Annotated in this window: 25 protein-coding genes; 17 read left to right on the top strand and 8 right to left on the bottom strand. The window is 33.8% G+C overall.

Features of this window, described 5'->3' with window-relative positions; genetic code table 11:
- Nucleotides 1–6: 6 nt before the first annotated feature.
- From M0M57_RS11585 to M0M57_RS11550, 8 genes are all read left to right on the top strand, one after another.
- On the top strand, nucleotides 7–1,194 hold the full coding sequence (locus M0M57_RS11585) for an aspartate aminotransferase family protein (RefSeq protein ID WP_248433187.1): 1,188 nt from the start codon (nucleotides 7–9) through the stop codon (nucleotides 1,192–1,194).
- A 174-nt stretch (nucleotides 1,195–1,368) separates the two neighbouring features.
- On the top strand, nucleotides 1,369–2,766 hold the full coding sequence (locus tag M0M57_RS11580) for a tetratricopeptide repeat protein (RefSeq protein WP_248433186.1): 1,398 nt from the start codon (nucleotides 1,369–1,371) through the stop codon (nucleotides 2,764–2,766).
- Between the two features lie 72 nt (nucleotides 2,767–2,838).
- Complete coding sequence (locus M0M57_RS11575) at nucleotides 2,839–3,804, top strand: DUF368 domain-containing protein (protein WP_248433185.1); 966 nt, start codon at nucleotides 2,839–2,841, stop codon at nucleotides 3,802–3,804.
- Complete coding sequence (locus M0M57_RS11570; RefSeq protein WP_248433184.1) at nucleotides 3,805–4,818, top strand: DUF368 domain-containing protein; 1,014 nt, start codon at nucleotides 3,805–3,807, stop codon at nucleotides 4,816–4,818.
- Entirely contained in the window at nucleotides 4,793–5,548 is a 756-nt protein-coding gene (locus M0M57_RS11565) for a shikimate dehydrogenase family protein (protein ID WP_248433183.1), read from the top strand. Before M0M57_RS11570 ends, M0M57_RS11565 begins: the two co-directional genes overlap by 26 nt.
- A 265-nt stretch (nucleotides 5,549–5,813) precedes the next feature.
- Nucleotides 5,814–7,829, top strand: coding sequence for a DUF349 domain-containing protein (locus tag M0M57_RS11560; protein WP_248433182.1), 2,016 nt, complete (start codon nucleotides 5,814–5,816; stop codon nucleotides 7,827–7,829).
- A gap of 98 nt (nucleotides 7,830–7,927) precedes the next feature.
- A complete protein-coding gene (locus M0M57_RS11555; RefSeq protein ID WP_248433181.1) occupies nucleotides 7,928–8,272 on the top strand; it encodes a hypothetical protein in 345 nt (114 codons plus the stop codon).
- A 92-nt stretch (nucleotides 8,273–8,364) separates the two neighbouring features.
- Nucleotides 8,365–8,850, top strand: coding sequence for a hypothetical protein (locus tag M0M57_RS11550; RefSeq protein ID WP_248433180.1), 486 nt, complete (start codon nucleotides 8,365–8,367; stop codon nucleotides 8,848–8,850).
- 61 nt (nucleotides 8,851–8,911) lie between these two features.
- Here the strand turns inward: M0M57_RS11550 and M0M57_RS11545 are convergent, their stop codons facing one another.
- The 4 genes from M0M57_RS11545 to M0M57_RS11530 all read right to left on the bottom strand — a co-directional run bounded on the left by M0M57_RS11545 (nucleotide 8,912) and on the right by M0M57_RS11530 (nucleotide 14,005).
- Nucleotides 8,912–9,517 (bottom strand): LysE family translocator, encoded by a 606-nt coding sequence (locus M0M57_RS11545; protein WP_248433179.1) that lies wholly within the window; start codon nucleotides 9,515–9,517, stop codon nucleotides 8,912–8,914.
- Between the two features lie 69 nt (nucleotides 9,518–9,586).
- Nucleotides 9,587–10,603, bottom strand: coding sequence for a quinone-dependent dihydroorotate dehydrogenase (locus M0M57_RS11540; RefSeq protein ID WP_248433178.1), 1,017 nt, complete (start codon nucleotides 10,601–10,603; stop codon nucleotides 9,587–9,589).
- Between the two features lie 37 nt (nucleotides 10,604–10,640).
- Nucleotides 10,641–11,765, bottom strand: coding sequence for a cysteine desulfurase family protein (locus M0M57_RS11535; protein ID WP_248433177.1), 1,125 nt, complete (start codon nucleotides 11,763–11,765; stop codon nucleotides 10,641–10,643).
- 143 nt (nucleotides 11,766–11,908) lie between these two features.
- On the bottom strand, nucleotides 11,909–14,005 hold the full coding sequence (locus M0M57_RS11530) for a glycoside hydrolase family 97 protein (RefSeq protein ID WP_248433176.1): 2,097 nt from the start codon (nucleotides 14,003–14,005) through the stop codon (nucleotides 11,909–11,911).
- A 120-nt stretch (nucleotides 14,006–14,125) separates the two neighbouring features.
- Between M0M57_RS11530 and M0M57_RS11525 the strand changes: the two genes are divergently transcribed.
- On the top strand, nucleotides 14,126–15,172 hold the full coding sequence (locus M0M57_RS11525; RefSeq protein WP_248433175.1) for a hypothetical protein: 1,047 nt from the start codon (nucleotides 14,126–14,128) through the stop codon (nucleotides 15,170–15,172).
- A gap of 2 nt (nucleotides 15,173–15,174) precedes the next feature.
- Here the strand turns inward: M0M57_RS11525 and M0M57_RS11520 are convergent, their stop codons facing one another.
- Nucleotides 15,175–15,732: a Smr/MutS family protein gene (locus tag M0M57_RS11520; RefSeq protein WP_248433174.1), complete on the bottom strand. Its 558-nt coding sequence runs from the start codon at nucleotides 15,730–15,732 to the stop codon at nucleotides 15,175–15,177.
- Entirely contained in the window at nucleotides 15,722–15,907 is a 186-nt protein-coding gene (locus tag M0M57_RS11515; protein ID WP_248433173.1) for a hypothetical protein, read from the bottom strand. Before M0M57_RS11515 ends, M0M57_RS11520 begins: the two co-directional genes overlap by 11 nt.
- 105 nt (nucleotides 15,908–16,012) lie before the next feature.
- On the opposite strand from M0M57_RS11515, the gene M0M57_RS11510 reads away from it, so the two are divergent.
- On the top strand, nucleotides 16,013–16,291 hold the full coding sequence (locus M0M57_RS11510; RefSeq protein WP_248433172.1) for a DUF2752 domain-containing protein: 279 nt from the start codon (nucleotides 16,013–16,015) through the stop codon (nucleotides 16,289–16,291).
- Nucleotides 16,292–16,317: 26 nt separating this feature from the next.
- On the top strand, nucleotides 16,318–16,650 hold the full coding sequence (locus M0M57_RS11505; protein WP_248433171.1) for a CCC motif membrane protein: 333 nt from the start codon (nucleotides 16,318–16,320) through the stop codon (nucleotides 16,648–16,650).
- Between the two features lie 40 nt (nucleotides 16,651–16,690).
- On the opposite strand, the gene rocD is transcribed toward M0M57_RS11505, so the two are convergent.
- The gene (gene rocD, locus M0M57_RS11500; RefSeq protein WP_248433170.1) at nucleotides 16,691–17,935 is read right to left on the bottom strand and encodes an ornithine--oxo-acid transaminase; all 1,245 of its coding nucleotides are present in this window, start codon (nucleotides 17,933–17,935) and stop codon (nucleotides 16,691–16,693) included.
- 181 nt (nucleotides 17,936–18,116) lie between these two features.
- Here rocD and M0M57_RS11495 point away from each other — a divergent pair, with 181 nt between their 5' ends.
- The 6 genes from M0M57_RS11495 to M0M57_RS11470 all read left to right on the top strand — a co-directional run bounded on the left by M0M57_RS11495 (nucleotide 18,117) and on the right by M0M57_RS11470 (nucleotide 23,359).
- Nucleotides 18,117–19,550, top strand: a complete 1,434-nt coding sequence (locus M0M57_RS11495) for an SLC13 family permease (RefSeq protein ID WP_248433169.1) — start codon at nucleotides 18,117–18,119, stop codon at nucleotides 19,548–19,550.
- Nucleotides 19,551–19,641: 91 nt separating this feature from the next.
- Complete coding sequence (locus tag M0M57_RS11490) at nucleotides 19,642–20,109, top strand: hypothetical protein (RefSeq protein WP_248433168.1); 468 nt, start codon at nucleotides 19,642–19,644, stop codon at nucleotides 20,107–20,109.
- A gap of 76 nt (nucleotides 20,110–20,185) precedes the next feature.
- On the top strand, nucleotides 20,186–20,620 hold the full coding sequence (locus M0M57_RS11485; protein ID WP_248433167.1) for a hypothetical protein: 435 nt from the start codon (nucleotides 20,186–20,188) through the stop codon (nucleotides 20,618–20,620).
- 108 nt (nucleotides 20,621–20,728) lie between these two features.
- The gene (gene rlmD / locus M0M57_RS11480) at nucleotides 20,729–22,141 is read left to right on the top strand and encodes a 23S rRNA (uracil(1939)-C(5))-methyltransferase RlmD (protein WP_248433166.1); all 1,413 of its coding nucleotides are present in this window, start codon (nucleotides 20,729–20,731) and stop codon (nucleotides 22,139–22,141) included.
- The gene (locus M0M57_RS11475) at nucleotides 22,141–22,650 is read left to right on the top strand and encodes a DUF6452 family protein (RefSeq protein WP_248433165.1); all 510 of its coding nucleotides are present in this window, start codon (nucleotides 22,141–22,143) and stop codon (nucleotides 22,648–22,650) included. Before rlmD ends, M0M57_RS11475 begins: the two co-directional genes overlap by 1 nt.
- The gene (locus tag M0M57_RS11470; protein ID WP_248433164.1) at nucleotides 22,625–23,359 is read left to right on the top strand and encodes a DUF6048 family protein; all 735 of its coding nucleotides are present in this window, start codon (nucleotides 22,625–22,627) and stop codon (nucleotides 23,357–23,359) included. The genes M0M57_RS11475 and M0M57_RS11470 overlap by 26 nt, the downstream gene beginning before the upstream one ends.
- Here the strand turns inward: M0M57_RS11470 and M0M57_RS11465 are convergent, their stop codons facing one another.
- Entirely contained in the window at nucleotides 23,360–23,605 is a 246-nt protein-coding gene (locus M0M57_RS11465; protein ID WP_248433163.1) for a hypothetical protein, read from the bottom strand.
- Nucleotides 23,606–23,646: the final 41 nt, after the last annotated feature.

The raw sequence follows: 23,646 nt of genomic DNA, 5'->3' as shown, positions 1-23,646 counted from the left end.
CCATTCATGAAAGAAGATTTCCTTAAATATCAAGCTCAAACCTCACCCTATCCGCTTGCGATGGAAGTTTCGCATGCCAGAGGAAGTTACATTTATGACACCAACAACAAAAAATATTTAGATTTTGTAGCGGGTGTTTCTGCTTGTAGTTTGGGTCACCAGCACCCGAGAGTAAACCAAGCCATTAAAGATCAATTAGACAAATATTCACACGTCATGGTGTATGGCGAATATGCTCAACATCCAGCCGTTGAATTTTGCAAATTATTGGCACAAAACATGCCTGAACCACTCAACAAAACCTATTTAGTTAATTCCGGAACCGAAGCCACCGAAGGTGCATTAAAACTCGCCCGAAGAGTAACCGGAAGAAGTCAACTCATTTCCTGTTTCAATGCATATCATGGCAACACGATGGGATCAATGAGTGTGATGGGCTTTGAAGAACGCAAACAAATCTTTCGTCCGCTTATTCCGGATGTCGATTTTATTACGTTTAACAATTTAGAAGACATTCAAAAAATAACAACCAAAACCGCAGGAGTAATTTTAGAAAGTATTCAAGGTGGTGCAGGTTTTATTCAGCCGGAAAATGGTTTTTTGACTAAAATCAAACAACGATGTGACGAAGTAGGTGCTTTATTAATCATAGACGAAATTCAACCCGGCTTCGGAAGAACCGGAAAAATGTTTGGTTTCGAAAACTATAATGTTGTTCCCGACGTAGTTATTATGGGAAAAGGAATGGGTGGCGGAATGCCGGTTGGTGCTTTTACTGCCAAAGCCAAATACATGGATTTATTGAGTCACGACCCAAAATTAGGCCATATTACCACTTTTGGCGGACATCCTGTCATAGCCGCAGCCTGTCTGGCAACCCTTCGGGAAGTCACTGAAACCGACCTAATGGCACAAACTTTAGAAAAAGAAAAGCTTTTTAGACAACTTTTGGTACATCCTTTGATAAAAGATATAAGAGGAAAAGGATTAATGTTGGCCGCAATGGTGGAAACACCGGAAATTACTAACGAAGTAATTTTTAAATGCCAAGACAAAGGATTAATTCTTTTTTGGTTGCTTTTTGAAGGAAGAGCAATCCGAATTACACCTCCATTAACTATTTCTGAAGAGGAAATTAGAGAAGGTTGTAGCATTTTGTTGGAAGCCCTAGAGGAAGTAAGTAGAAAAATGTAAAAGTTTTTATTTTTAATTAAATTGTTGTTTGCTTCAACACTAATTACTAATTACTAGTCGCTAATTACTCTAAAAAAAGCTGTTAATTAAATTGTTTACAACAATTCAACAAAAAAATAGAATCAGAGCATTCCTTTCCTAATTTAGAGAAGGATAATTTTAAAACAATCGAGTATGCATTTAAGTCACGAAGAAGACGATTACAACGTATCCTTATCGAGATTTGAATCGATGTTGAAAACCAATAAAGTTTTCTTTTTCGATTCCGAGGAATTTGAAGAAATTATTCTTCACTATCTTGATATGGGCAAAGCATCTCTGGCCAAAAAAGCCTTGAAATTAGCTCTCGAACAACACCCAAGATCAACCGGTTTAAAACTGGTTCAAATTGAAATGTTGATTTATGATGACAAACTTGAAGTAGCAGAAAAAATGCTCAACGAGTTGTATGCCATTGAACCCCACAATGAAGAGATTTACATTCAAAAAGCTAACATTTATTCTAAACGTGACCAACACGAAAAAGCAATTGAAGAATTAGAAAAAGCATTACAATTTACCGATGATTATGCCGATGTGTATAATTTAATGGGAATGGAATATCTCTTTATGGACAATTTAGAATTGGCCAAATTCAATTTTATCCGATGTTTAGAAGTAGATATCGAAGACCAAGCAGCTTTGTATAACGTCGTATATTGTTTTGAATTTCTTGACCAACAAAAAGACGCTATTGCCTATTTAGAAAGTTATATCGAAAAAAATCCATACAGCGAAATCGCTTGGCACCAACAAGGAAGATTGAGTTACAGCATCAAAAACTACGAAAATGCATTGCGTTGTTTTGATTATGCGACCCTAATTGACGATGAATTTATTGGTGCTTTCATGGAAAAAGGTAAATCGCTTGAAAAACTAAAACGTTTTGAAGAAGCAATTGAAGCCTACGAACGTACCATAGAATTAGAAGATCCAACATCTTACGCATTGCTGCGAATTGGAAAATGTCACGAAAAGTTAGGTAATAAAGCCGAAGCCATTAAATTCTACAACCAAACTGTTCACGAAGATCCGTTGTTGGATAAAGGTTGGATAGCGATTACCGACTTTTACATTCGAATGAAAAGTTTTCAAAAAGCTTTGTATTATGTAAATAAAGCGTTAGCTATTGATAACGAAAATCAATTGTATTGGAAACGATATGCCACAATCAATCGCCACATGAACTTTTATGAAGAAGCTGAATTTGGCTACCGAAAAGCAGTAGAATTTGGCGATGCTCAATTAGATACGTGGTTATTTTGGGTTGATATTCTTCAGTTTTTAGGCGAATTTGACAGTGCTATTCAGACTTTATTGCAAGCATCCGAATTTTTCCCGGACGATTATCAAGTAGAATACCGTTTGGCCGGAATGTATTATATGTTACAACAAAACGACAAAGGAAAATTCCACCTTACAAACGGCCTGCGTTTAAATGCCAATAACAGAACTTTGTTAGAAGAACTTTTTCCCGTGGTTTGGGATAAAAAAATAGTTCAAAATGCAATTACAAAACATTTGAAATCTTAGCATAATTTAGAATATAATTATAAAAATTTTCCCTAATTTGCGTTCCGTTTCAATAGCGGAACGCATTTTTTTATGAGAAAACTTTTCCCCGATTATTTTTTAATAACGCTCAAAGGTTTGGCGATGGGAGCTGCCGATGTAGTTCCGGGAGTTTCCGGCGGAACAATTGCTTTTATTTCAGGCATTTATCAAGAATTGATTGACACCATCAACAAAGTTGATTTTTCTTTTTTCTCTTCATGGAAAAAAAACGGATTCAAAATCGCTTGGCAACAAATTAATGGAAGTTTTTTACTCGCTCTGGTAACCGGAATTGCGATTAGTATTTTAACTTTTTCAAAAATAATAACACATTTACTTGCTACGCAACCCATTTTGGTTTGGTCTTTTTTCTTTGGATTAGTAATTGCCAGCATTGTTTTTGTAGGTAAACAAATTACAAAAATTTCTATTCCGATAATTATAACTTTTCTTGTGGGCACAATTTTGTCCTACTACATCACAATCGCAGAACCTATTGCCTCTCCGGATAGTTATCCCTATCTTTTTCTTTCTGGATTTATAGCTATTATTGCGATGATTTTGCCGGGCGTTTCCGGTGCATTTATATTATTATTAATGGGTTCCTATGCCGTTGTAATTGGAACAATCAATCAATTTAGAGAAGCTATTTTAGCTATGAATTGGCAACTATTGGGTCAAGCCATTTTAAAATTAGGTACGTTTGCAATTGGAGCACTTTTAGGACTAAAACTCTTTTCAAAAGTGTTGCATTGGATGTTTGACAATCATAGAAATTTAACTTTAGCCTTACTAACCGGATTTATGTTAGGTTCCTTAAACAAAGTTTGGCCGTGGAAAAAAGTGCTTTCCACACGAATTGATTCGCACGGAGTTGAAGTCCCGTTTTTAGAAAAAAGTATTTTACCACAACATTTTGAAGGAGACAACCAACTCCTTATTGCAATTGTTTTGATGGTTTTCGGATTTTTGACTATATTTATTCTTGAAAAAGTAGCCGTAAAATTCTCTAAATAAATGCAAGTTCAACGTTCCTTTTCCGATAAAATTTTTCTTGTCCTAAAAGGGATTGCAATGGGATTGGCTAATAAAATCCCAGGTGTTTCCGGTGGTGTTGTTGCTTTTGTGGCAGGTTTTTATGAAGAATTCATTTATTCCTTTAAACGAGTAAACAAAACCGCTTTCAGGTTTTTAATCGCAGGAAGATTCAAAAGTTTTTATCGTTACATCAACGGACCATTTTTGTCATTATTGATTCTGGGTATCATCATCAGTTTTTTTAGTATTTCCAAAATATTGGATTTTTTGCTTACCCGCTATGAAATTCAAGTTTGGGCATGTTTTTTTGGGATGATAATTGGCTCAATTTATTATATCAATAAAGATTTTGAAGGAGCTTGGACAAAAACGGCTCGAACGGCTTTGATTGTTGGTGCTCTACTAGGAATTGGTATTAGTTTTTTTGATCCTGCTACTGAAAACTCTAACTTACTTTTTGTATTTCTGTGTGGAATTATTAGCGTTTCGGGAATGACTTTACCTGGTCTTTCCGGATCATTTATTATGATGTTGATGGGAAATTATGTGTTACTTTTAGTTGATTCTGTCAATTCATTATATGATACTATAGCCGATATTTTTGTGGGCGATTTTAGTTTTATTGATGATCCGTCACGGATTCATTTACTAAAAGTTTTGGTAGCTTTTACGCTTGGGTCATTGACTGGTTTAGTCACGTTCTCTAACTTACTAAGTTATTTGATTAAACATTTTAAGAAAGTAACTTATGCGTCTATTTTAGGTTTTATTATTGGTTCGCTAGGTGTAGTTTGGCCTTGGAAACATAAAATTTATGCCACACAAAATGGAAATCTTCTTGTTGATAGAAACGGAAATCATATTGTGGCAACTTACAAACGTTATTTACCCGAAATGTCAGCCGATACTTATTGGGCTGTTTTTTATATAATTATTGGAATAGTACTTGTTTTAGGATTAGAATGGTATGGAGCACGAACACGAAAAAAATAGACGATTTGGTTTAATTGGAAAGAACATAAGTTACTCTTTTTCAAAAAAATATTTTACAGATAAATTTGAAAAAGAAGAATTTACAGATTGTTCTTATGAAAATTTTGACTTGCAAACCATTGCTCAATTTCCAAAATTGATTCGGGAAAATGCAAATTTAATTGGATTGAATGTAACCATTCCGTATAAAGAAAAAATTATTCCCTTTTTAGATAAACTGAATAAAAAAGCAACAAAAATTGGAGCGGTTAACTGTATTAAAATTGCAAAAAACGGCAAGTTAAAAGGTTACAACACCGATTATTTTGGTTTTAAAAAATCACTGGAACCTTTGTTGCAACCACATCATCAAAAAGCATTGATTTTGGGTACGGGTGGAGCATCGAAAGCGGTTGCTTTTGCTCTTGAAGAACTTGGCATTTTGTACACGTTTGTTTCAAGAAGCAAAAAAGAAGATGCGTTAGATTATAAATACATTAATGCTACTACGTTTGATAATTATCAGCTCATTATAAATTGTACTCCGCTTGGAACGCATCCGAATTTGGAGGAATTTCCACCGATTCCGTATGACTTTTTTACGGAAGAACATATTGCTTTTGACTTGATTTACAATCCTGAAGAAACCGAATTCCTAAAACGTGCGAAAGCCAAAAATGCCGTGACTAAAAATGGTTATGAAATGTTGGTTTTGCAGGCGGAAAAGGGTTGGAAGATTTGGAATAAGTGATCGTTGTCGGCTGTCGGTTGTCTGAAAACCGACGACCGAAAACGGATAACTGATTAGCCCCGATTGAAGTGGAAATCATCTTTGGCAAAGTTTTTAACTTTGCCAAAGATATTGGAACGGAAAGCGGGAACATGGTTGGCTGAAAATGCCCGAGCCATTCGCTCCTTAAAAAACTAAAAACAACTTTAAAAGTCTGATTTCTTTGAATTTTGCTTACTCTTTATTATCTTTCGCCTTTATTATATGAACCTTAAACATTTGTTCGATGTTAGAAGAAAAGAATGATAACCTGTCGCCGATTGAGAATGAGACAGATGGAAATCAAGAAAACGTTTTAAAAAACGAAGTAGAAGAGACTGTTGATGCGGTTTCGGATGAAGTTGAAACTGAAAACACAGCTCCAATTGAGGAAGAAGCTGTAGTAGAAATTTCTGCCGAAGAATTGGCTGATGATAGTCCGGAAACGGAAAGTGAACATCAAAAAGCGTTAAATGCTATTGATGATACGAATGCGGAAGAAAGTGAAGATGAAACGTTGAAAGACCGTCATGATATTCCGCTATTGGATTATCACTCAATGTCGATGGAAGCGTTGGTTGATGAACTTGAAAAGCTTTCTACGGTTGAAAAAGTCATGTCGATTAAGGAACATGTGGAGGAAATTAAAAAAGAATTTTTATCGAAATACACTCATTTTATTGATGAAAAAAGAGATGAATTCATAGCTGAAAATCCGGATACAACGGAAGAGTTTGAGTATCATTTGCCTTTGAAACCAAAATTTGATTCGTTATACAAACTGATTAAAGGAAAGCAAAATGCTCATTTTAAAAGTTTGCAAAACAATTTACAAGCTAATTTGAACAGACGATTAGCAATTGTTGAAGAGATTAAAAACCTCATTAATCCGCAAGAAAACATTAAAGATACATTGAAACACTTTAATGAATTGCGTGAAGAATGGCGAAATATTGGTCCGATTCCGAGAGATAAGTATAACCATGTTTGGAATAATTATCATTTTCATGTAGAAAATTTTTATGATTATTTGCATTTGGACCGTGAAGCGAGAGATTTAGATTTTAAACATAATTTAGAACTAAAGCAAAAAATTATTGCACGTGTTGAAGAGTTGGTTAATGAAGAAGATGTAACCAAAGCTTTCCGCGAATTGCAAGATTTGCACCGCATTTGGAAAGAAGAAATCGGACCGGTTGACAGAGAACACCGTGAAGAAATTTGGAATCAATTTAGTGCTTTAACGAAGCAAATGCACGATAAACGTGAAGGTTTATTTGCGAATCAAAGAGAAAAAGAAGTTGCTAATTTAGAGCGAAAAAAAGCCATTATTGCTGAAATTGAAGAATTAGCAAAAGTGGAAGTAACCGCTCACTCGCAATGGCAAGGTTATATTGAAAAAGTGGAAGCGTTACGCAATTCTTTCTTTTCTGCCGGTAGAGTTCCGAGTGAAATAAATGAGGAAACTTGGGCAGAATTTAAAACGGCTGTTCGCAATTTTAATTCGCATAAAAATTCATTTTACAAAGACATTAAAAAGGAACAAAGCGATAATTTGAATAAAAAATTGGCTTTGGTTGAAAAAGCAAAAGCCATGAGTGCTAGCGAAGATTTTGCTGCCACTACTCCACTCATGAAACAAATTCAGGAAGAATGGAAACAAATTGGTCACGTTCCGAGAAAATATTCTGATAAAGTTTGGAAAGATTTTAAAGATGCTTGTAATCAGTATTTTGACCGAATGAAAGCGACAAGAAACGACGCAAATTCGGAAGAAATTGAAGCGTTTGACAAGAAAAAAGCGTATTTGGATTCGATGAAAGATTTTGAATTGGTTGGTGATCACAAAACCGATTTAGATGCCATTAAAGCTCACATTGAGCAATGGAAATCGTTTGGAAAAGTTCCGTTTTCTAGAAGACATATTGAAGGAAAGTTCAATAAAATTCTGGATGCGTTGTTCGAAAAATTGAGTTTGAGCAAGAAAGATAGCGATATGATGCGTTTTTCTAACAAATTAGAACAATTAGCAGGTTCGGATGACAGCAGAAAACTGGAAGGTGAAAAGATTTTTATTATTCGTAAAATTGAAGAAGTTCAATCTGAAATTTTTCAGTTGGAAAATAATATTCAGTTTTTCACGCATGCCAAAAAAGATAATCCGCTTGTGAAAGAAGTTTTCAAAAACATCGAAAAACACAAAGATGAATTGAAAACATGGAAAGATAAATTGAAACAATTGCGAAATTTATCTCAGGAATAATTTCAAAAATTTGACTTATAAAACCATTCTATATCAGGATGGTTTTTTTTTATGGAAAAAATAACAAATGATATATAACTTAGTTATACATTTGTCTCGTGAAATGGTTTAAAAATAGTATTGCGTTAGCCAGTCTTTTGATGCTCTTTGTTTGGGGTGCAAAAGACAGTACATTTTTTGTAGAAAGCAATACTTCAGTAACACAATCGGTTCGTTCAATTGAAACGGTTAAAGTTGTTGGCACGAAGCAAACCATTGCAGAACATCAGTTTCAAAACGTTGTTAAAGATAGTTCTACTTTTTTACTATCGTTTTTACCTTTTGTTCTTGAGGAAAGTAAAACGTTTTTCCTTTCAAAATTCACTACCTTTTTATCGAGACAAGACCACAATCGTTGTGAGAAAGTTTCGAAACTCTTGTTTCCCCATCATTTTTTTTGGTAATTAAAACTGTTTTATCAGTTTAATTTGAGCTGCTTTACATTATTTGTTTAGCTCACTTTTTTATCATTCAATAATTTAAAAAATCAAAAAAAATGGAAACATCCACCACATTAATTGGGTTGGGATTAGTATTGATTACTATTTTACCCATCGCTTTTTTGTTGAGAAATCAACACATTAATAAATCAAAAATTGAAAACATTTTAAAACAATATAGTCAAGGAAACGCAAAAGCTTTCAATGTTCGAGACACCATAAACAATAAAATTGTTGCCTTTGACGAACAAAACAAAAAGCTAGTCTTAATTGATTTGAATGCCAAACCGGAAGTTGTGACTTTTGCCGATTTAAAAGAAATTGGTCATTGTGAAATTCACAGAAAAGTTGAACAATCACAAACGGCAACGAAAAAAGAATTGGTTACAAAAGTTGAAGTTGTTCTGGAAAAAAAGTCTGACAAAACCAGAGTTCCTTTTAAGTTTTATGATTTTGAATATGAAAAACCAATTCAAATCACACATTTTAGAGATAATCAATTAGCTGAAAAATGGCTTGATGTAGTAAAAAAGGCTATCTAATAGTCTGTTATTTGTTTGTGAAATTTCCTTTTCTGATTTATTTTGGAAAAGGATTTTTTCTTTAAATTAAAATCAACACTGCAATTACTATGAAAACTGCAATTTGAAACCATTTTAAAAACATAGCAAAGTGATTATTGTTTCTAATAAAAACAGTAAGCTTATCCGCTAAAATACTTACCAAAGAAAAAATCACAAAAGCCTGTAGCATAAATAAAAAGCCAAGTAGATAGATTTGCTGTGTTACATTGCCTAGTTTTTCATCTATAAAACCAGGAAAAAAAGCTAAGAAAAATAAAGTCACTTTCGGGTTAAGTACATTCATTATAAAACCTTGTTTGAATAATGAAAGAAAAGATTTCTTAGGTTTACTATCTCCATTCAAATCAATGGAAGCCGGTGCTTTGTATACTTGAAACGCTATCCAAAGTAAATAACAAGCTCCTAAAATTTTAATTCCTGTAAAAATTAGTTCAGATTGTTTGATGATTGCCGAAACTCCTAAAGCAATTAAGGTTGTATGCACCAAAATACCTGTGACTAAACCGGCAGCTGTGGCAATTCCGAACTTTTTTCCGTGGGAAATACTCTGCGTCAAGACATAGATAATATCCGGTCCTGGAGAAAGTGTTAGAGCGATGGATGCGAGGAGGAAAGTAGTAAACATAGTTTGCAGTTTGCAGTCGCAGTTTTCAGTTAGGATTTACGGTCAACAGACAACTGAAAACAGACAACTTTAATTATTTAAAATCCGTTTATTAATCTCCTTAATCAACCCCGGTCCTTCATAAATAAAACCCGTATAAAGTTGCACTAAACTTGCTCCGGCATTTAACTTTTCAATAGCATCATCAGCAGAGTGAATTCCACCAACGCCAATAATTGGGAAGGATTTATTGCTTTTTTCACTCAAAAAACGAATCACTTCAGTGGAACGGTTGGTTAATGGCTTTCCGCTGAGTCCGCCCATTTCTGTTTTATTTTCGGACTGTAATCCTTCACGTGAAAGTGTCGTATTCGTGGCAATTACACCTGCAATTTTAGTTTCATTGATGATATCGATAATATCCAATAATTGTTCGTTCGTTAAATCGGGTGCAATTTTGAGTAAAATCGGTTTTTGATTTGGCTTTTGTAAATTCAAATTTTGAAGGGTTTGCAACAAGTTTGTCAGCGGTTCTTTGTCTTGCAACGCTCGTAAATTGGGTGTGTTGGGTGAACTTACATTCACTACAAAATAATCCACGTGCGGAAATAAAGCTTCAAAACAAATTTCGTAATCGGAGGTAGCTTCTTCGTTAGGTGTATTTTTATTTTTACCAATATTTCCACCAATTAAAACCCCGTTGTTTTTTTTCAATCGTTCAACCGCTTCCAAAACACCGCCATTATTGAAACCCATTCGATTAATGATGGCCGAATCTTCTTTTAATCGAAACAAACGCTTTTTAGGATTTCCTTCTTGTGGTTTTGGTGTCAAGGTTCCAATTTCAATAAAACCAAAACCAAAATTAGATAATTCTTGGTATAATTTGGCATCTTTATCAAAACCAGCTGCTAAACCAACCGGATTTTTGAATTTCAAACCAAAAACTTCTCGTTCTAATTTCGGATTTTTAACTTCATAAATCGATTGAAAAAGTTTTCCAAAACCGGGAATTTTATTCAAAAACCGAATCAGTGAAAACGTAAAATGGTGCACTTGTTCCGGATCGAAACAAAATAAAATTGGTCGAATAAGTAGTTTATACATGATGGTTGTGTTGTTGGGCAAAAATAATCATTCTGATTTACATCGCTGCCAAACACGAAATAAAATAATCGATTTCTTCTCTGGTATTTTGATGATTGAATGAAATGCGAAGACTTGGCTTTTTGAGTTCATCTTCCGATAAAATTTCGGCCAACACATGCGAGGGTTTGATACTTCCCGATTGGCAAGCACTTCCTCGCGAAGCAGCAATTCCTTTCATATCCAATTCAAACAAAATCATCGCTGTTTTTTCGGGTGAAAATGGCAATTGGATATTAAGAATTGAATAAAACGTCTCCAAACCGCCATTGAACTTGACCATATGAAACTCATTCAATAATTTTTCAATGGTATATTTTTTTAACTCAAAAATAGCATTTCTTTCACTATCCAAATTTTGATAAGCTATTTCTAAAGCCTTGGCCATTCCGGCAATTTGATGAACGGCTTCTGTTCCGGCACGAAGGCCTTTTTCTTGTTCTCCACCAAAAATCATGGGTGAAATGATTGTGTTTTTCTTTACGTAAGCAAAACCAATTCCTTTTGGACCATGAAATTTATGAGCACTCGCCACTAAAAAATCAACTTGAATTTCCTGCAAATCAATTTCTGTTTTACCGATGGATTGTACTGTATCCGAATGAAAATAGGCATTTGCGGGTTTGCACAACTCGCCTACCCGATTCAAATCTAACACCACTCCGGTTTCATTGTTCACGTGCATTAAACTTACTAACGTAGGTTTTGGATCTTCCAACAAAGTGGCTAATTGCAAATAATCGATTTGTCCGTTAGACATGATCGTTAAAAATTCAACTTCAATTCCAAATTCTTTTTGTAGTTCTAAAATGGGATACAAAACTGCATGATGCTCAATTTTGGTTGAAATAATTCGTCGAACACCTATTTTTGTAACTGCATTTCGCAAAATCCAGTTGTTCGCTTCGGTTCCTGAAGAAGTGAAGATTATTTCTTGAGCAGAACAATTCAATTGTTTAGCAATACTTTTTCGGGCCGATTCCAAAATCACTTTTGCACCACGACCAAAACTGTGCGTGGAAGATGGGTTTCCGAATTCAGTTTGCATCACATTGGTCATTTCCTGAATTACTTCGGGACGGATGGAGGTTGTTGAGGCGTTATCGAGGAATATTTTGTTCATTTTTTTCTGTAATTGTGTAAATGGAACACGGATTTAACGGATTAGCTACGCTAAACGCTGATTTATGCGGATTTTGATAGCTTCGCTATAATAGATTAGAACGGATTTTTTCCTATTTACCTATCACCTTTTCCCCATTACCTTTATAAAGGAAAGAAACTAATCGCTGTTCCACCACCGGCTGCTAAATTCAATTTTAATTTGGTTTTAGCAGTTACTTCGATGGTTTTGATCGAATAGGATTTCGGATTTTTTTCCCAATGAGCATCTTTTCCGTCTTGGTAAATTGTGGCTTTGTATTTTTTTCCGGGAGTTAGAAAGCTCAGCGAAATTTCACTGCTTCTCGGATTTTCATCAGTAATTGCCCCTAAAAACCATGATTCTTTTCCTTTTGTTTTTCGGGCAATGGTAACAAAATCGCCGGGTTCGGCTTCCAAAATTTCCGTTTTATCCCAATCTACTTCCACATCTTTGATGAATTGAAAAGCATCCGGATAACGTTCGTAATTTTCCGGTAAATCGGCTGCCATTTGCAACGGACTGTAAATCGTTACATACAAAGCCAACTGTTTTGCTAACGTGGTGTGCACTTGCTCCTTTTTGGTAGCATCGTAATGACTCATTTTAATTTCAAAAATTCCCGGCGTATAATCCATCGGACCACCAAGAAAACGTGTAAACGGTAAAATCGTTTCATGAGCAGGTGGATTTCCAACACTCCACGCATTGAATTCGTTCCCGCGAGCTGCTTCTGCTGCGATGTAGTTTGGATACGTTCTGTGGTAACCGGTTGGACGTGACGATTCGTGTGAATTGACCATAATTTTATATTCAGCCGCTCTTTCTACAGCATAATTAAAGTGATTCACCATCGCTTGTCCGTCATGCCACTCACCTCTTGGGATGATTTTTCCAACATAACCACTTTTTACAGCATCATAATTATGTTTTTTCATAAATGAATAAGCTCGATCCATTCTTCTTTCATAATTTGAAACAGAACCCGATGTTTCATGATGCATAATCATTTTTACTCCTTTGGATTCCGCATATTTTTGGACTTCTTCCACATTAAAATCGGGATATGAAGTGACAAAATCGAACACATTTTCTTTCCAATTGCCAAACCAGTCTTCCCAACCTACATTCCACCCTTCTACCAAAACGCCATCAAAACCGTGCTTTGCCGCAAAGTCAATGTATTTTTTTGTGTTTTCGGTGGTCGCTCCGTGTTTTCCGGTTGGTTTTAATTCGGCATCTTGAGCCATTTGTGCATTTTGTGAACCGGCATAATCCCAAGTGGCTTTGCCGACGTGCATTTCCCACCAAATTCCAACATATTTCATTGGTTTAATCCAAGAAGTATCTTCAATTTTGGATGGTTCATTTAAGTTTAGAACCATTTTCGATGCCAGAATTGTTCTAGCATCATCACTCACCATAATTGTTCGCCATGGTGTATTTGCCGGAGCTTGTAAATAGGCTTTATCGCCAATAGCATTAGGAACCAAATGCGATTGCATTAAAAATGATTTTGTATTCACATCCAAATGCATAACTGGATAATTGACCACAGCTGCTTCAAAAATATTAAGGTATAATCCATCAGAAGATTTCATCATTACCGGTGATTGAATTCTGGATTTTGTCATTGGACCTTTCATCCCGATACCGTTATTCATTTCTAATTTATCAACATCAATTTGCGATAATTTTGTTTCATTATAACTATATTCTTGGCTATCATAATCACCCGGAATCCAAAAAGCTTTGTGATCTCCGGTTAATAAAAACTGTGTTGTTTCATCTGAAATTACAAAATAATTCAACTTTTCTTGGGTAGGAATTTCATATCTAAAAGCCAATCCTTCATTAAATAAACGAAAAACTAAATTCATTTTTCTGCCAGTTGCTTTTTGCAAAAGTTCTACAACCAATTGATTGTGTAGATCGATAATTTCTTTTTCCTCACCTAAAACAGGTTTCCATTTATCTGAAAATGAAGTGGTTTTAGAATTAATTACTTCAAAACCATCTATTAAATCTTCATTATTTTTAAGCATCAATCCCAAACTGCTGGATTGAACTACACTTTTATTTTTGTATTTTAATTGATAAGATGGTTTTCCTGATTTGCTCAGTTCGAAAATCATTTCTAATTGATTATCAGGCGATTTTAATTGTTGACTGTGAGCAAATCCAACAAACATTAGGCAAAAAACGGCAATCGATTTTTTCATTTTGATACATTTTATGAAGTTATCAAAGATAAGAATTATGGTTAAAATCATACTAATTAAACTCAATTGCTTTTTAGTGAAATTAAAAATCCTATTTTTGTTTATTATTTTAAAGTTGATATGAAAAAAATAGTTGGAATATTTGTGCTTTTGTTTTGTTTAAATGCCTGTGATGATGGCGATTTTAATATAGAATCTTTTGATTTTGCTGATGCTGCCACCAATTCTTGTAATAATGGTGAATCTGGCTTTTTTATTTATAAAATTAATGATAATGAAGCCTTGATTCTTCAAATTCCTGAAGATAGTTTTAAAAATGAAATTACTCCAGCCGAAACACCAAGAACAATTGATATTAACAGCATCAACAAAGTATTTTATCGATTATACAATGGTACATTGAGTGCAAATGTAATTTGCAACACTATTCCGCCGGCAACACCTACAGTTTCCAATGAATGGAATGCACTTTCCGGGATAATTGAAATTTCAACTTTTGTAAACAAACAAGTTAATGAAACAACCAATGCTTCAGAAATTACAGGATATACTCATACAATTGTGTTACGGAATGTAAACTTTGATACCGGAAACGGAAATCAACAATTGTTTACCGAATTAGCTTTTGGGGATTATGTTACCTCTTCTTTGCGACAAGGAAATTTTAATGTGAATATCGCTAAATGCGGTAATAATAATTCGTTTTTATTTAAAATTCCTACAATAGGCACATCAACTCCTGCAAATATTCCACCTCAAGCATTGACGTTAAGCATTGACCCAAGTTTATTTGTACCAGAAGTTACGCCAGTAAATGAACCCAGAACTGCTTTGCTCAATGGAAGTTCAAACTTACTTAAACTTATTTATTACAATGGAATTATCAGTAATGAGTTTTTATGTTTAACTGAACCTCCAATTTTTCCGAGTGCAATTGAAGAGTTTATTTCGAACAATGGAGTTGCAGGTGAAAGTGGGATCATTGAAGTCACGACCACTATTGAATATGAAATTCCGACCGACAACCTTAGTCCGATAATTGGTCACAGACATAAAATTGCATTGAAAAATGTTACGATGACAAAATCATTTCCCGTTTTGCCTATTCAAGTTAATTTTAATTTTGGTAACGTTTACGAATTTGGAGAATTTGTAATTCTTTTGTAGAGCTACATCATTTTCTTTTGAATAAAATACACCTCAGTTGCCCCCAAACCATACTTTTGGTAGTTGGCATCTTGAAAAGTGATGTTGTCGTATCTGCCTAACAAAAAATCGAGTTCAGCTTTTAAAACACCTTCGCCAACACCGTGTATAAAAACGACTTTTGGCATCCGGTTTTTTTGAGCAAATTCGAGTTGTCTTTTGGCCGTTTCCATTTGAAGATTTAAAATGTCATAGTTGTTCATTCCGCGTTTGGAAGGAACTAATTTTTCGATGTGCAAATCTACTTCCAACACAAACTCATCTCTCTTAGACTTCTTTTCTTTGGTGAAATTTCGTTTAATTGGCTCAACTTTTTCTTTGATAGCGTGACTTACTTTTTCTCTTGAAATAAAACCATTTAACTCGTTGGAATTGTTTTCTTTAATTAATTCGTTGACAAAATATGTCATCAAGAATCCATCTGAAGTTTCTACTTCAATTTGATCATCTTTAATTGAAACTACAGTACCGGATATGTCTTCATCTAAGGCAGCAACTTTATCACCAATGTTAAATTTCATCCTCTTCTTTTTCTTGATTTCTACTAGGCACTTTTTGCATTAACTTCATTACTCCAATCATGACAATTATAATGGCAGCAACTTTGATATAGATAGAATAATTACTACTTTCTTTGGGTGTATAAAAAGCAAAGAAAGCAGCAATTAAAACGATAAGAAAAAATATTTTTTTCATCAAATAAAAATTAGATTTCAAAGGTAAAGATTAAAATTAAAAACCGAACAATGAAAAACCAATCTCTTTTTTTTGTAAAATTGTAATCTTAAAAATTATGGAACTATGGAAGACTACATGCTTCCCTGCTTATCAAAAAAATTATTTGGTATCGATTGCTTCGGATGCGGTATTCAACGTTCGTTAGTTTTGCTTATTAGAGGTGAATTTGAGGCTGCCTTTTATATGTATCCTGCCATCTATTCGATGATTCCATTTTTTTTATTTATCGGTGTCAGTTTGATAGATAAATCACGAAGCTATCACAAAATAATTGTCTTTTTAGGAATCACCACGGCATTTATAATGGTATTTTCTTATTTTTATAAACTTTTATATTATTAATCAACAATCAAATTAAACATTACATTATGGAAAAACAAAAATTATCCTTCGCCTTACCTGTAATTATACTTGGTATTTTTTCAATTCTATTTTGTTGGTGTTATGGAATATTTGGTCTACTATTAAACATAATAGCTTTAATTTTAGCTCATATAAATACAAAATCATACAAAGAAAATCCTGATTTGTACAGCAATTATTCTAGTTTAAAGGTAGGAAAAGTGATTAATTATATTGGATTAATTCTCAATATTTTATTCTTAATTTTTATAATTTGGTTTTTTATGCTTATTGGATTTGAAAATTTGCAAGATGAAGAATTAATGCAAGAAAAGATTAGAGAAATATTTGGAGTTTAATAAATTAAAAAAGGGTGAAATCAAATTTTCACCCTTTTTTTTATCTTTCAAACTCTTTAAGCGTTTTAATAATTATCGAAACACAATCGAGCAATTGCTCTTCGGTCATCACTAAAGGCGGTGCAAAGCGAATAATATTTCCGTGTGTTGGTTTTGCTAAAAGACCGTTTTCTGCCAATTTCATACATATATCCCAAGCTGTTGAACTATCTTCAGAATCATTAATTACAATAGCATTTAAAAGTCCTTTTCCTCTTACTAAACTAACAATATTACTGTTTTGAATATAGTTGTTTAGTTCGCTTCTAAAAAGCTCCCCTAATTTCTCGGCATTTTGAGCTAATTTTTCTTCTTCCACAACTTCTAATGCCGCTGTTGCTACAGCCGCTGCTAACGGATTTCCTCCAAAAGTAGAGCCGTGTTGACCTGGTTTAATCACATTCATCACATGATTATTAGCCAAAACTGCCGAAACAGGATAAACTCCACCTGAAATTGCTTTACCTAAAATCAGAATATCCGGCTGAACATTTTCATGATCTACGGCCAATAATTTTCCGGTTCTTGCAACACCGGTTTGCACTTCATCAGCAATAAACAATACATTATGTTTTGCACATAAAGCCTTAGCTTCTGATAAATATCCATCGGCCGGTACATAAACTCCTGCTTCTCCTTGAATTGGTTCAACTAAAAATCCGGCTATATTTTTATTATTCTCTAAAACATTTTTTAGAGCATCTAAGTTGTCGTATGGTATTTTTATGAATCCTTCGGTGTAAGGTCCAAAATTCTTTCTGGCATTTTCATCATTTGAAAAAGAAATAATGGTTGTTGTTCTTCCGTGAAAATTATTTTCACAAACTACAATTACGGCTTGATGTTCATCGACACCTTTCTTTTCATAAGCCCACTTACGGCAAATCTTCAGTGCGGTTTCAACGGCTTCTGCACCTGTATTCATAGGCAAAACTTTATCAAAACCAAATAAATCGGTGATAAACTTTTCATATTTACCCAACTTATCATTATAAAATGCTCTTGATGTCAAGGTTAAAGTTTGAGCCTGTTCCATCAAAGCTTTCACAATTTTTGGATGACAATGACCTTGATTAACCGCTGAATAGGCTGAAAGAAAGTCGTAATATTTTTTACCATCAACATCCCAAACATAAACCCCTTTTCCTTTGCTTAAGACAACCGGTAACGGATGATAATTATGAGCACCGTGCTGATCTTCTAAAGCAATTAATTCTTCTGAATTGATTTTTTCTAAAACTGACATTGTAATAAATTTTAAATACGATACATATCAATTCCTACTTGATGGAGAGAAATCATCCTAATTAAGTAGCAAAAATAAGCAATATTCTTTGAAAACGTTTGCGTGAAGAGTTAAAATAAAATGACATCCATCACGTCAGTTATTCCATAATGTTCTTACTTTTACTCTAAATTTTTATCCCATGGCCGATTCTAGAAATTATTCGTTAAAGCAACTTACAAAAATTCAATTAAAAGTTGCACGACAAAGCAGAACGATTATGTTTCTTTTTTCTGCTGTCACTTCTATTCTTTTGGTCTTACTATTGCGAGATCCGCTTTTTACCCCAACGCAAGATTATGTTCTTTTTTTATTGTTTTTCTCAATAGGATTATGGATCACAGAGGCAATTCCGCCTTTTGCTGTTGGAATTCTGATTGTTGGTTTTTTGGTATTTACGATGGGACAAGAAAATACAATGGATGCTAAAAGATATGTTCAAACTTGGTCAGACGGTGTTATTTGGTTGTTTCTCGGTGGTTTTTTTCTTGCAGAAGGAATGAAAAAAACAAAATTAGACTTTCTTTTACTCAAAATAGCAGCTCCAAAATTTGGATCGCAAGCTCAATATATTATTCTGGGCTTAATGATGACAACTGCTATAATTTCTATGTTGATGAGCAACACAGCAACAACAGCCATGATGATTGCAACTGTAACGCCGCTATTTACTCAATTAGGAAAAGACTCTAATATTTCTAAAGTGTTGGTTTTAGGAATTCCTACCGCCGCTGCAATTGGAGGAATGGGAACTATTATAGGTTCTGCTCCAAATGCCATTGCTGTGGGAGCTTTGGAAGGTATTGGAATAAAAATTACGTTTATTGAATGGATGATTATTGGGGTTCCGGTAGCTTTTCTTTTAATTTTTATGTTTTGGAAAATTTTATTAGTAAAATACAAAATTAAAAAAGAAACACTTTCCTTAGACTTCCTACAACAAGAAATTGCTCAAGACGAAGAATATACCGAAGAAGACAAAATTAGAAAAAGAATAGTTTTAATTGTTTTGATAATAACATTATCGCTTTGGTTAACATCACAATGGACAGGAATACCCGTAGCGGCAGTATCCGGCATTCCGATAGTAGCATTAACTATGTTAGGCATAATTGATGCAGACGATGTTCGTTCACTTCCATGGGATACATTAATGCTTGTTGCCGGAGGTCTTGCTTTAGGATTAGCAATTCAAGAACAAGGTTTAGCTGATTATTTTATTTCGAAAATAAGTTCTTTTGATATAAATTTTTATTTGTTATTATTCATTTTCTCATTAACCACAGTCACATTGTCTAACTTTATGAGTAACACGGCTGCAACAACCATTTTAATTCCGGTTGCTATTTCACTAATGAGTATTACTGAAGGTGTTGATCCGATGGTATTGCCTTTTGTAATAGGATTAAGTGCATCGTGTGCTTTACTATTGCCGGTTTCTACTCCGCCAAATGCTATTGCCTATAGCACCGGTTTAATTGAACAAAAAGAGTTTAGAATTGGCGGTATATTTATTGGACTGGTTGGTCCGATATTAATAATTTCATGGACTTTGCTCTATGCTATGCTTACATAACAACAAACCAAACAGCGACTATTTATACAGTTCATCGAAAATTATTTAGTAAACTCATCTTTTTTGGTAATTTTATAAAAACCAACAAAACATGAGAAATATTTTACTTATCATTCCGATTCTTTTTCTTTTTACTGTTTCATCTTGTTCAGATAATGATGATGACATTCCATCAACAGTTGAATCAAACACTGTTTCTGCAACCATAGACGGTGAAGTTGTTAAATTTGAAAATCTTGTAATTACAAAACAACCTTATTCTAATGAAGAAACAGGTTTTGAATGGACAGATATCAAAGTCTTAGGCTACAATACTCAAAACGAATTAAACGCAATCGAATTCATTGCAGAAGAAGGTTTAATGGGAGCAGAATCTATTTGGCGATTCAACATTACGATTAACGGTTTTACCTATATTCAAAACAATAGTGCTTTTACAACATTAGTTACAGAAAGTACTCAAAACAAGCTAAAAGGAACATTTTCGGGCGTTTTAACAGAGCCAAATAATGGTCAAACCATTACTGTTAGCAATGGCATTTTTAATTTAGATCACTAATAACATTTTTTTAAGAGATGTATGTTAAATAATTCATAAGAAAATAGTATATTTGTGTTACTAAACTGGATTTTTTATGAAAAATAAAATTTTATTAATAGTATGTTTTGCTTTAATCGGAATATATTCTTGTTCGTCTGACGATGATAAATCAGATGTGAATTTTATCAATGCAAAATTTAATAATGTTGAACAAAAATTCAATATTATTAGTGTAGACAAAGTGGATTATATAGATGAAGGGTATTCTGACGTTATAGTTACAGCAAAAATGAGCAGTGATGCATCAAAAATAATCATCCTGAAATCTGAATATGGGGTTACTGGAGACATTATCTGGGGCATATATTACACAACAGATGGAACTTATTATGAAAATGACACAGAAAGTTCAAATGTAACCGAAAACTCTAACGGCAGGTATAAAGGTACTTTTTCAGGCTCTTTGAGTAGCGAAGGTGGCGGTACTATAATGATAACAGATGGATCATTCGACATTATTTACCAATAACCTCAAAAACAATATAAATTTAAACGTCTTTTTAGCGAAGGCGTTTTTTTATTGTAAAAAATTCACAACACCCTAAAATTTTAGTACCGAATAACTTATTTTTGCCCCATGGGAAGAAAGAATACAGACAAAATTATATTTACGGAAGTACCCGTTTTAGATGCCGGAGCAAAAGGTGTTTCGGTTGCCAAAGCCGAAGATGGAAGAGTTATATTTATTCCGAATGTCGTACCGGGCGATGTGGTGGATGTGCAAACATTCAAAAAAAGAAAATCCTATTTTGAAGGAAAAGCAATTCATTTTCAAAAACTTTCAGAACATAGAGTTGAACCGGAATGCCAACATTTTGGTGTTTGTGGCGGATGCAAATGGCAAAACATGAAATACAGCCAACAATTATTTTATAAAAATAATGAGGTTTTCAATAATTTAAAACGAATTGGAAAAATTGAATTACCGGAATTTGAACAAATTCTAGGCTCAGAAAAACAGTTCTTTTATCGAAATAAAATGGAATTTTCTTTTTCAGATAGCAGATGGCTTACCGAAAATGAAATTCAAAATGATAACGAAATTCAAGACAGAAATGCGTTAGGTTTTCATATTCCGAAAATGTGGGATAAGATTCTGGATATAGAAAAATGTCATTTACAGCAAGATCCTTCCAATGCAATTAGAAATTCATTAAAGGAATTCGCTACACAAAATAACATTCCGTTTTTCAATGCCAGAAATCATGGCGGTTTATTGAGAACGTTGATGATTCGAACCACTTCTACCGGTGAAGTCATGGTGCTGATTCAGTTTTTTAAAGAAAATAAATCCCAACGTGAATTGGTGTTGAATTTTCTTTCGGAAAAATTTCCCGAAATCACTTCTTTACTTTATGTGATTAACGGAAAAGCAAATGATACTTTGTATGACCAAGACATCAAATTATTCAAAGGAAGAGAATATATTTTGGAAGAAATGGAAGGTTTGCAATTTTCAATCAATGCCAAATCATTCTATCAAACCAATTCGGAACAAGCCTACGAACTATATAAAATTACCCGAGAATTTGCCGGTTTAACCGGAAATGAATTGGTATATGATTTGTATACCGGAACAGGAACAATTGCCCAATTTGTTTCTAAAAAAGCGAAGAAAGTAATTGGTGTAGAAGCCGTTCCGGAAGCTATCGCCGATGCCAAAGAAAATGCAAAACGCAATAAAATTACCAACTGCGAATTTTTTGTTGGTGATATGAAAGACGTATTTAATGCTGAATTTATTGCCACACACGGAAAACCCGATGTTATTATCACCGATCCACCACGTGACGGAATGCATGCAACAGTTGTTGAACAAATCATGAAAATTGCACCTGAAAAAGTGGTGTATGTTAGCTGTAATTCGGCCACACAAGCCCGTGACTTAGCTTTGATGGATTCGTTGTATAAAGTTACTCGCGTTCGTCCGGTAGATATGTTTCCGCAAACGCATCATGTTGAAAATGTTGTACTTTTAGAAAAAAAATAATGAAAAAAAGTTTAATGATTTTCTTTTTGCTAATCACAACTTGCTTTTTTTCAAGTTGTGAAAAGGATGACATTTGTGCTGATGGAACCCCCACCACTCCTCGCCTAATTATCGAGTTTTATAGTAAAGATAACAGCACCGTGCGAAAATTGGTTGCCAATTTAAAAATTCAAGGCGAAGGTGCGGCCACAACACTCGATTTTAATCAAGTTGACACCATTGAATTGCCACTTAAAACCAATGAAAACTTCACCAATTATAGTTTTAATATTAATTCAACAGCAACTACAGCAGCCAACAACACCGACCTTCTCCAGTTTAATTATATAGTAAATGATATTTATGTGTCGAGAGCATGTGGATTCAAAAGCTTTTTTAATCTAAACTTAGCTAATGGTGTTGTCAAAACAAATCCAGATGGAGATTCTGAGTTTTGGATCGAAAATATAGAAATTATCAAAAGTAACGTTGAAACCGAAGAAGATGTCCATATCAAAATGTATTTTTAGTTTTTTTCTGTTTCTGTTTTCTCATACAATTTTGGCTCAGGAAACAAAAAAAGACAGCATTATTACTCCAGCAAAAACCGAACGTTATGGTCTTCGGGTTGGTATTGATGCTCTTAAATTGGCTAAAAGTTTCTATCAAGAAGATTATAGAGGTCTGGAAATTGTTGGTGATTATCGCTTAACAAAAAAATATTATTTAGCCGGAGAAATTGGTAATGAAAAACGAACAATTGATGAAGATCGTGTAAATTTCACAACCTCAGGAACCTATTTTAAAGTGGGATTTGATTATAATGCCTACGAAAATTGGTTAGACATGGAAAACATGATTCATATTGGTTTGCGTTTTGGAGCCAGCACATTCAATCAAGAATTAATCACCTACCGAGTATATAATCCAAATCCATATTTTGGTAATTCGCCAACAGTTATATCTGGACGAAAGTTTGATGGTTTATCTGCCCAATGGGTAGAAATTGTAGCCGGAGTTAAAGCAGAACTATTTTCAAATTTTTATGCGGGTTTCAATTTCAGAATAAATTATCTAATTGGAAACAAAGAATCATCAGAATTTGCTAATCTTTACATACCGGGTTTCAACAAAAAATATGAAGGAAATTTTGGTGTCGGTTTCAATTATACACTTTCCTATTTCATACCTATTTACAAAAAGAAACTCCTGCCAAAAACTGAAGAAATCAAAAAATAGTTAAATTGATTTCACTCCTTTTAAAAAAATCCATTTCATAAATAATTGTTCCCCCTCTTTCGTTTTAGCAACTTGAAACTTCGGGGCTAAAATCAGCGTAATTATAAATGCAAAAAAAGGAGGCCAAAATCTTTCTAAGGGTGTAAAATAATCAATTGCAATGCGAAAAGGAATAAAAAAAACCGCAAAAGAAATCAATTGAAATAGAAACGCTTTTGTTTTAAGACTCATAATTTTTAATTTCAACAAAGTTACAAAATTTTATAATTATCCTTTCGTCGTTAATT

It is taken from the genome of Flavobacterium azooxidireducens (genome assembly GCF_023195775.1).
Classification (GTDB): Bacteria; Bacteroidota; Bacteroidia; order Flavobacteriales; family Flavobacteriaceae; genus Flavobacterium; species Flavobacterium azooxidireducens.
This window is presented reverse-complemented; position numbering and strand designations above follow the sequence as displayed.

Coding starts and splice junctions, on each gene's coding strand:
- M0M57_RS11545 (WP_248433179.1), bottom strand. CDS start 9,517: ATGTTTACTACTTTCCTCCTCGCATCCATCGCTCTAACACTTTCTCCA.
- M0M57_RS11515 (WP_248433173.1), bottom strand. CDS start 15,907: ATGAAAAAAATATTTTTTCTTATCGTTTTAATTGCTGCTTTCTTTGCT.
- M0M57_RS11505 (WP_248433171.1), top strand. CDS start 16,318: ATGGAAAAACAAAAATTATCCTTCGCCTTACCTGTAATTATACTTGGT.
- M0M57_RS11570 (WP_248433184.1), top strand. CDS start 3,805: ATGCAAGTTCAACGTTCCTTTTCCGATAAAATTTTTCTTGTCCTAAAA.
- M0M57_RS11560 (WP_248433182.1), top strand. CDS start 5,814: ATGTTAGAAGAAAAGAATGATAACCTGTCGCCGATTGAGAATGAGACA.
- M0M57_RS11540 (WP_248433178.1), bottom strand. CDS start 10,603: ATGTATAAACTACTTATTCGACCAATTTTATTTTGTTTCGATCCGGAA.
- M0M57_RS11475 (WP_248433165.1), top strand. CDS start 22,141: ATGAAAAAAAGTTTAATGATTTTCTTTTTGCTAATCACAACTTGCTTT.
- M0M57_RS11470 (WP_248433164.1), top strand. CDS start 22,625: ATGTCCATATCAAAATGTATTTTTAGTTTTTTTCTGTTTCTGTTTTCT.
- M0M57_RS11530 (WP_248433176.1), bottom strand. CDS start 14,005: ATGAAAAAATCGATTGCCGTTTTTTGCCTAATGTTTGTTGGATTTGCT.
- M0M57_RS11525 (WP_248433175.1), top strand. CDS start 14,126: ATGAAAAAAATAGTTGGAATATTTGTGCTTTTGTTTTGTTTAAATGCC.
- rocD (WP_248433170.1), bottom strand. CDS start 17,935: ATGTCAGTTTTAGAAAAAATCAATTCAGAAGAATTAATTGCTTTAGAA.
- M0M57_RS11485 (WP_248433167.1), top strand. CDS start 20,186: ATGAAAAATAAAATTTTATTAATAGTATGTTTTGCTTTAATCGGAATA.
- rlmD (WP_248433166.1), top strand. CDS start 20,729: ATGGGAAGAAAGAATACAGACAAAATTATATTTACGGAAGTACCCGTT.
- M0M57_RS11580 (WP_248433186.1), top strand. CDS start 1,369: ATGCATTTAAGTCACGAAGAAGACGATTACAACGTATCCTTATCGAGA.
- M0M57_RS11490 (WP_248433168.1), top strand. CDS start 19,642: ATGAGAAATATTTTACTTATCATTCCGATTCTTTTTCTTTTTACTGTT.
- M0M57_RS11495 (WP_248433169.1), top strand. CDS start 18,117: ATGGCCGATTCTAGAAATTATTCGTTAAAGCAACTTACAAAAATTCAA.
- M0M57_RS11585 (WP_248433187.1), top strand. CDS start 7: ATGAAAGAAGATTTCCTTAAATATCAAGCTCAAACCTCACCCTATCCG.
- M0M57_RS11510 (WP_248433172.1), top strand. CDS start 16,013: ATGGAAGACTACATGCTTCCCTGCTTATCAAAAAAATTATTTGGTATC.
- M0M57_RS11575 (WP_248433185.1), top strand. CDS start 2,839: ATGAGAAAACTTTTCCCCGATTATTTTTTAATAACGCTCAAAGGTTTG.
- M0M57_RS11565 (WP_248433183.1), top strand. CDS start 4,793: ATGGAGCACGAACACGAAAAAAATAGACGATTTGGTTTAATTGGAAAG.
- M0M57_RS11535 (WP_248433177.1), bottom strand. CDS start 11,765: ATGAACAAAATATTCCTCGATAACGCCTCAACAACCTCCATCCGTCCC.
- M0M57_RS11520 (WP_248433174.1), bottom strand. CDS start 15,732: ATGAAATTTAACATTGGTGATAAAGTTGCTGCCTTAGATGAAGACATA.
- M0M57_RS11550 (WP_248433180.1), top strand. CDS start 8,365: ATGGAAACATCCACCACATTAATTGGGTTGGGATTAGTATTGATTACT.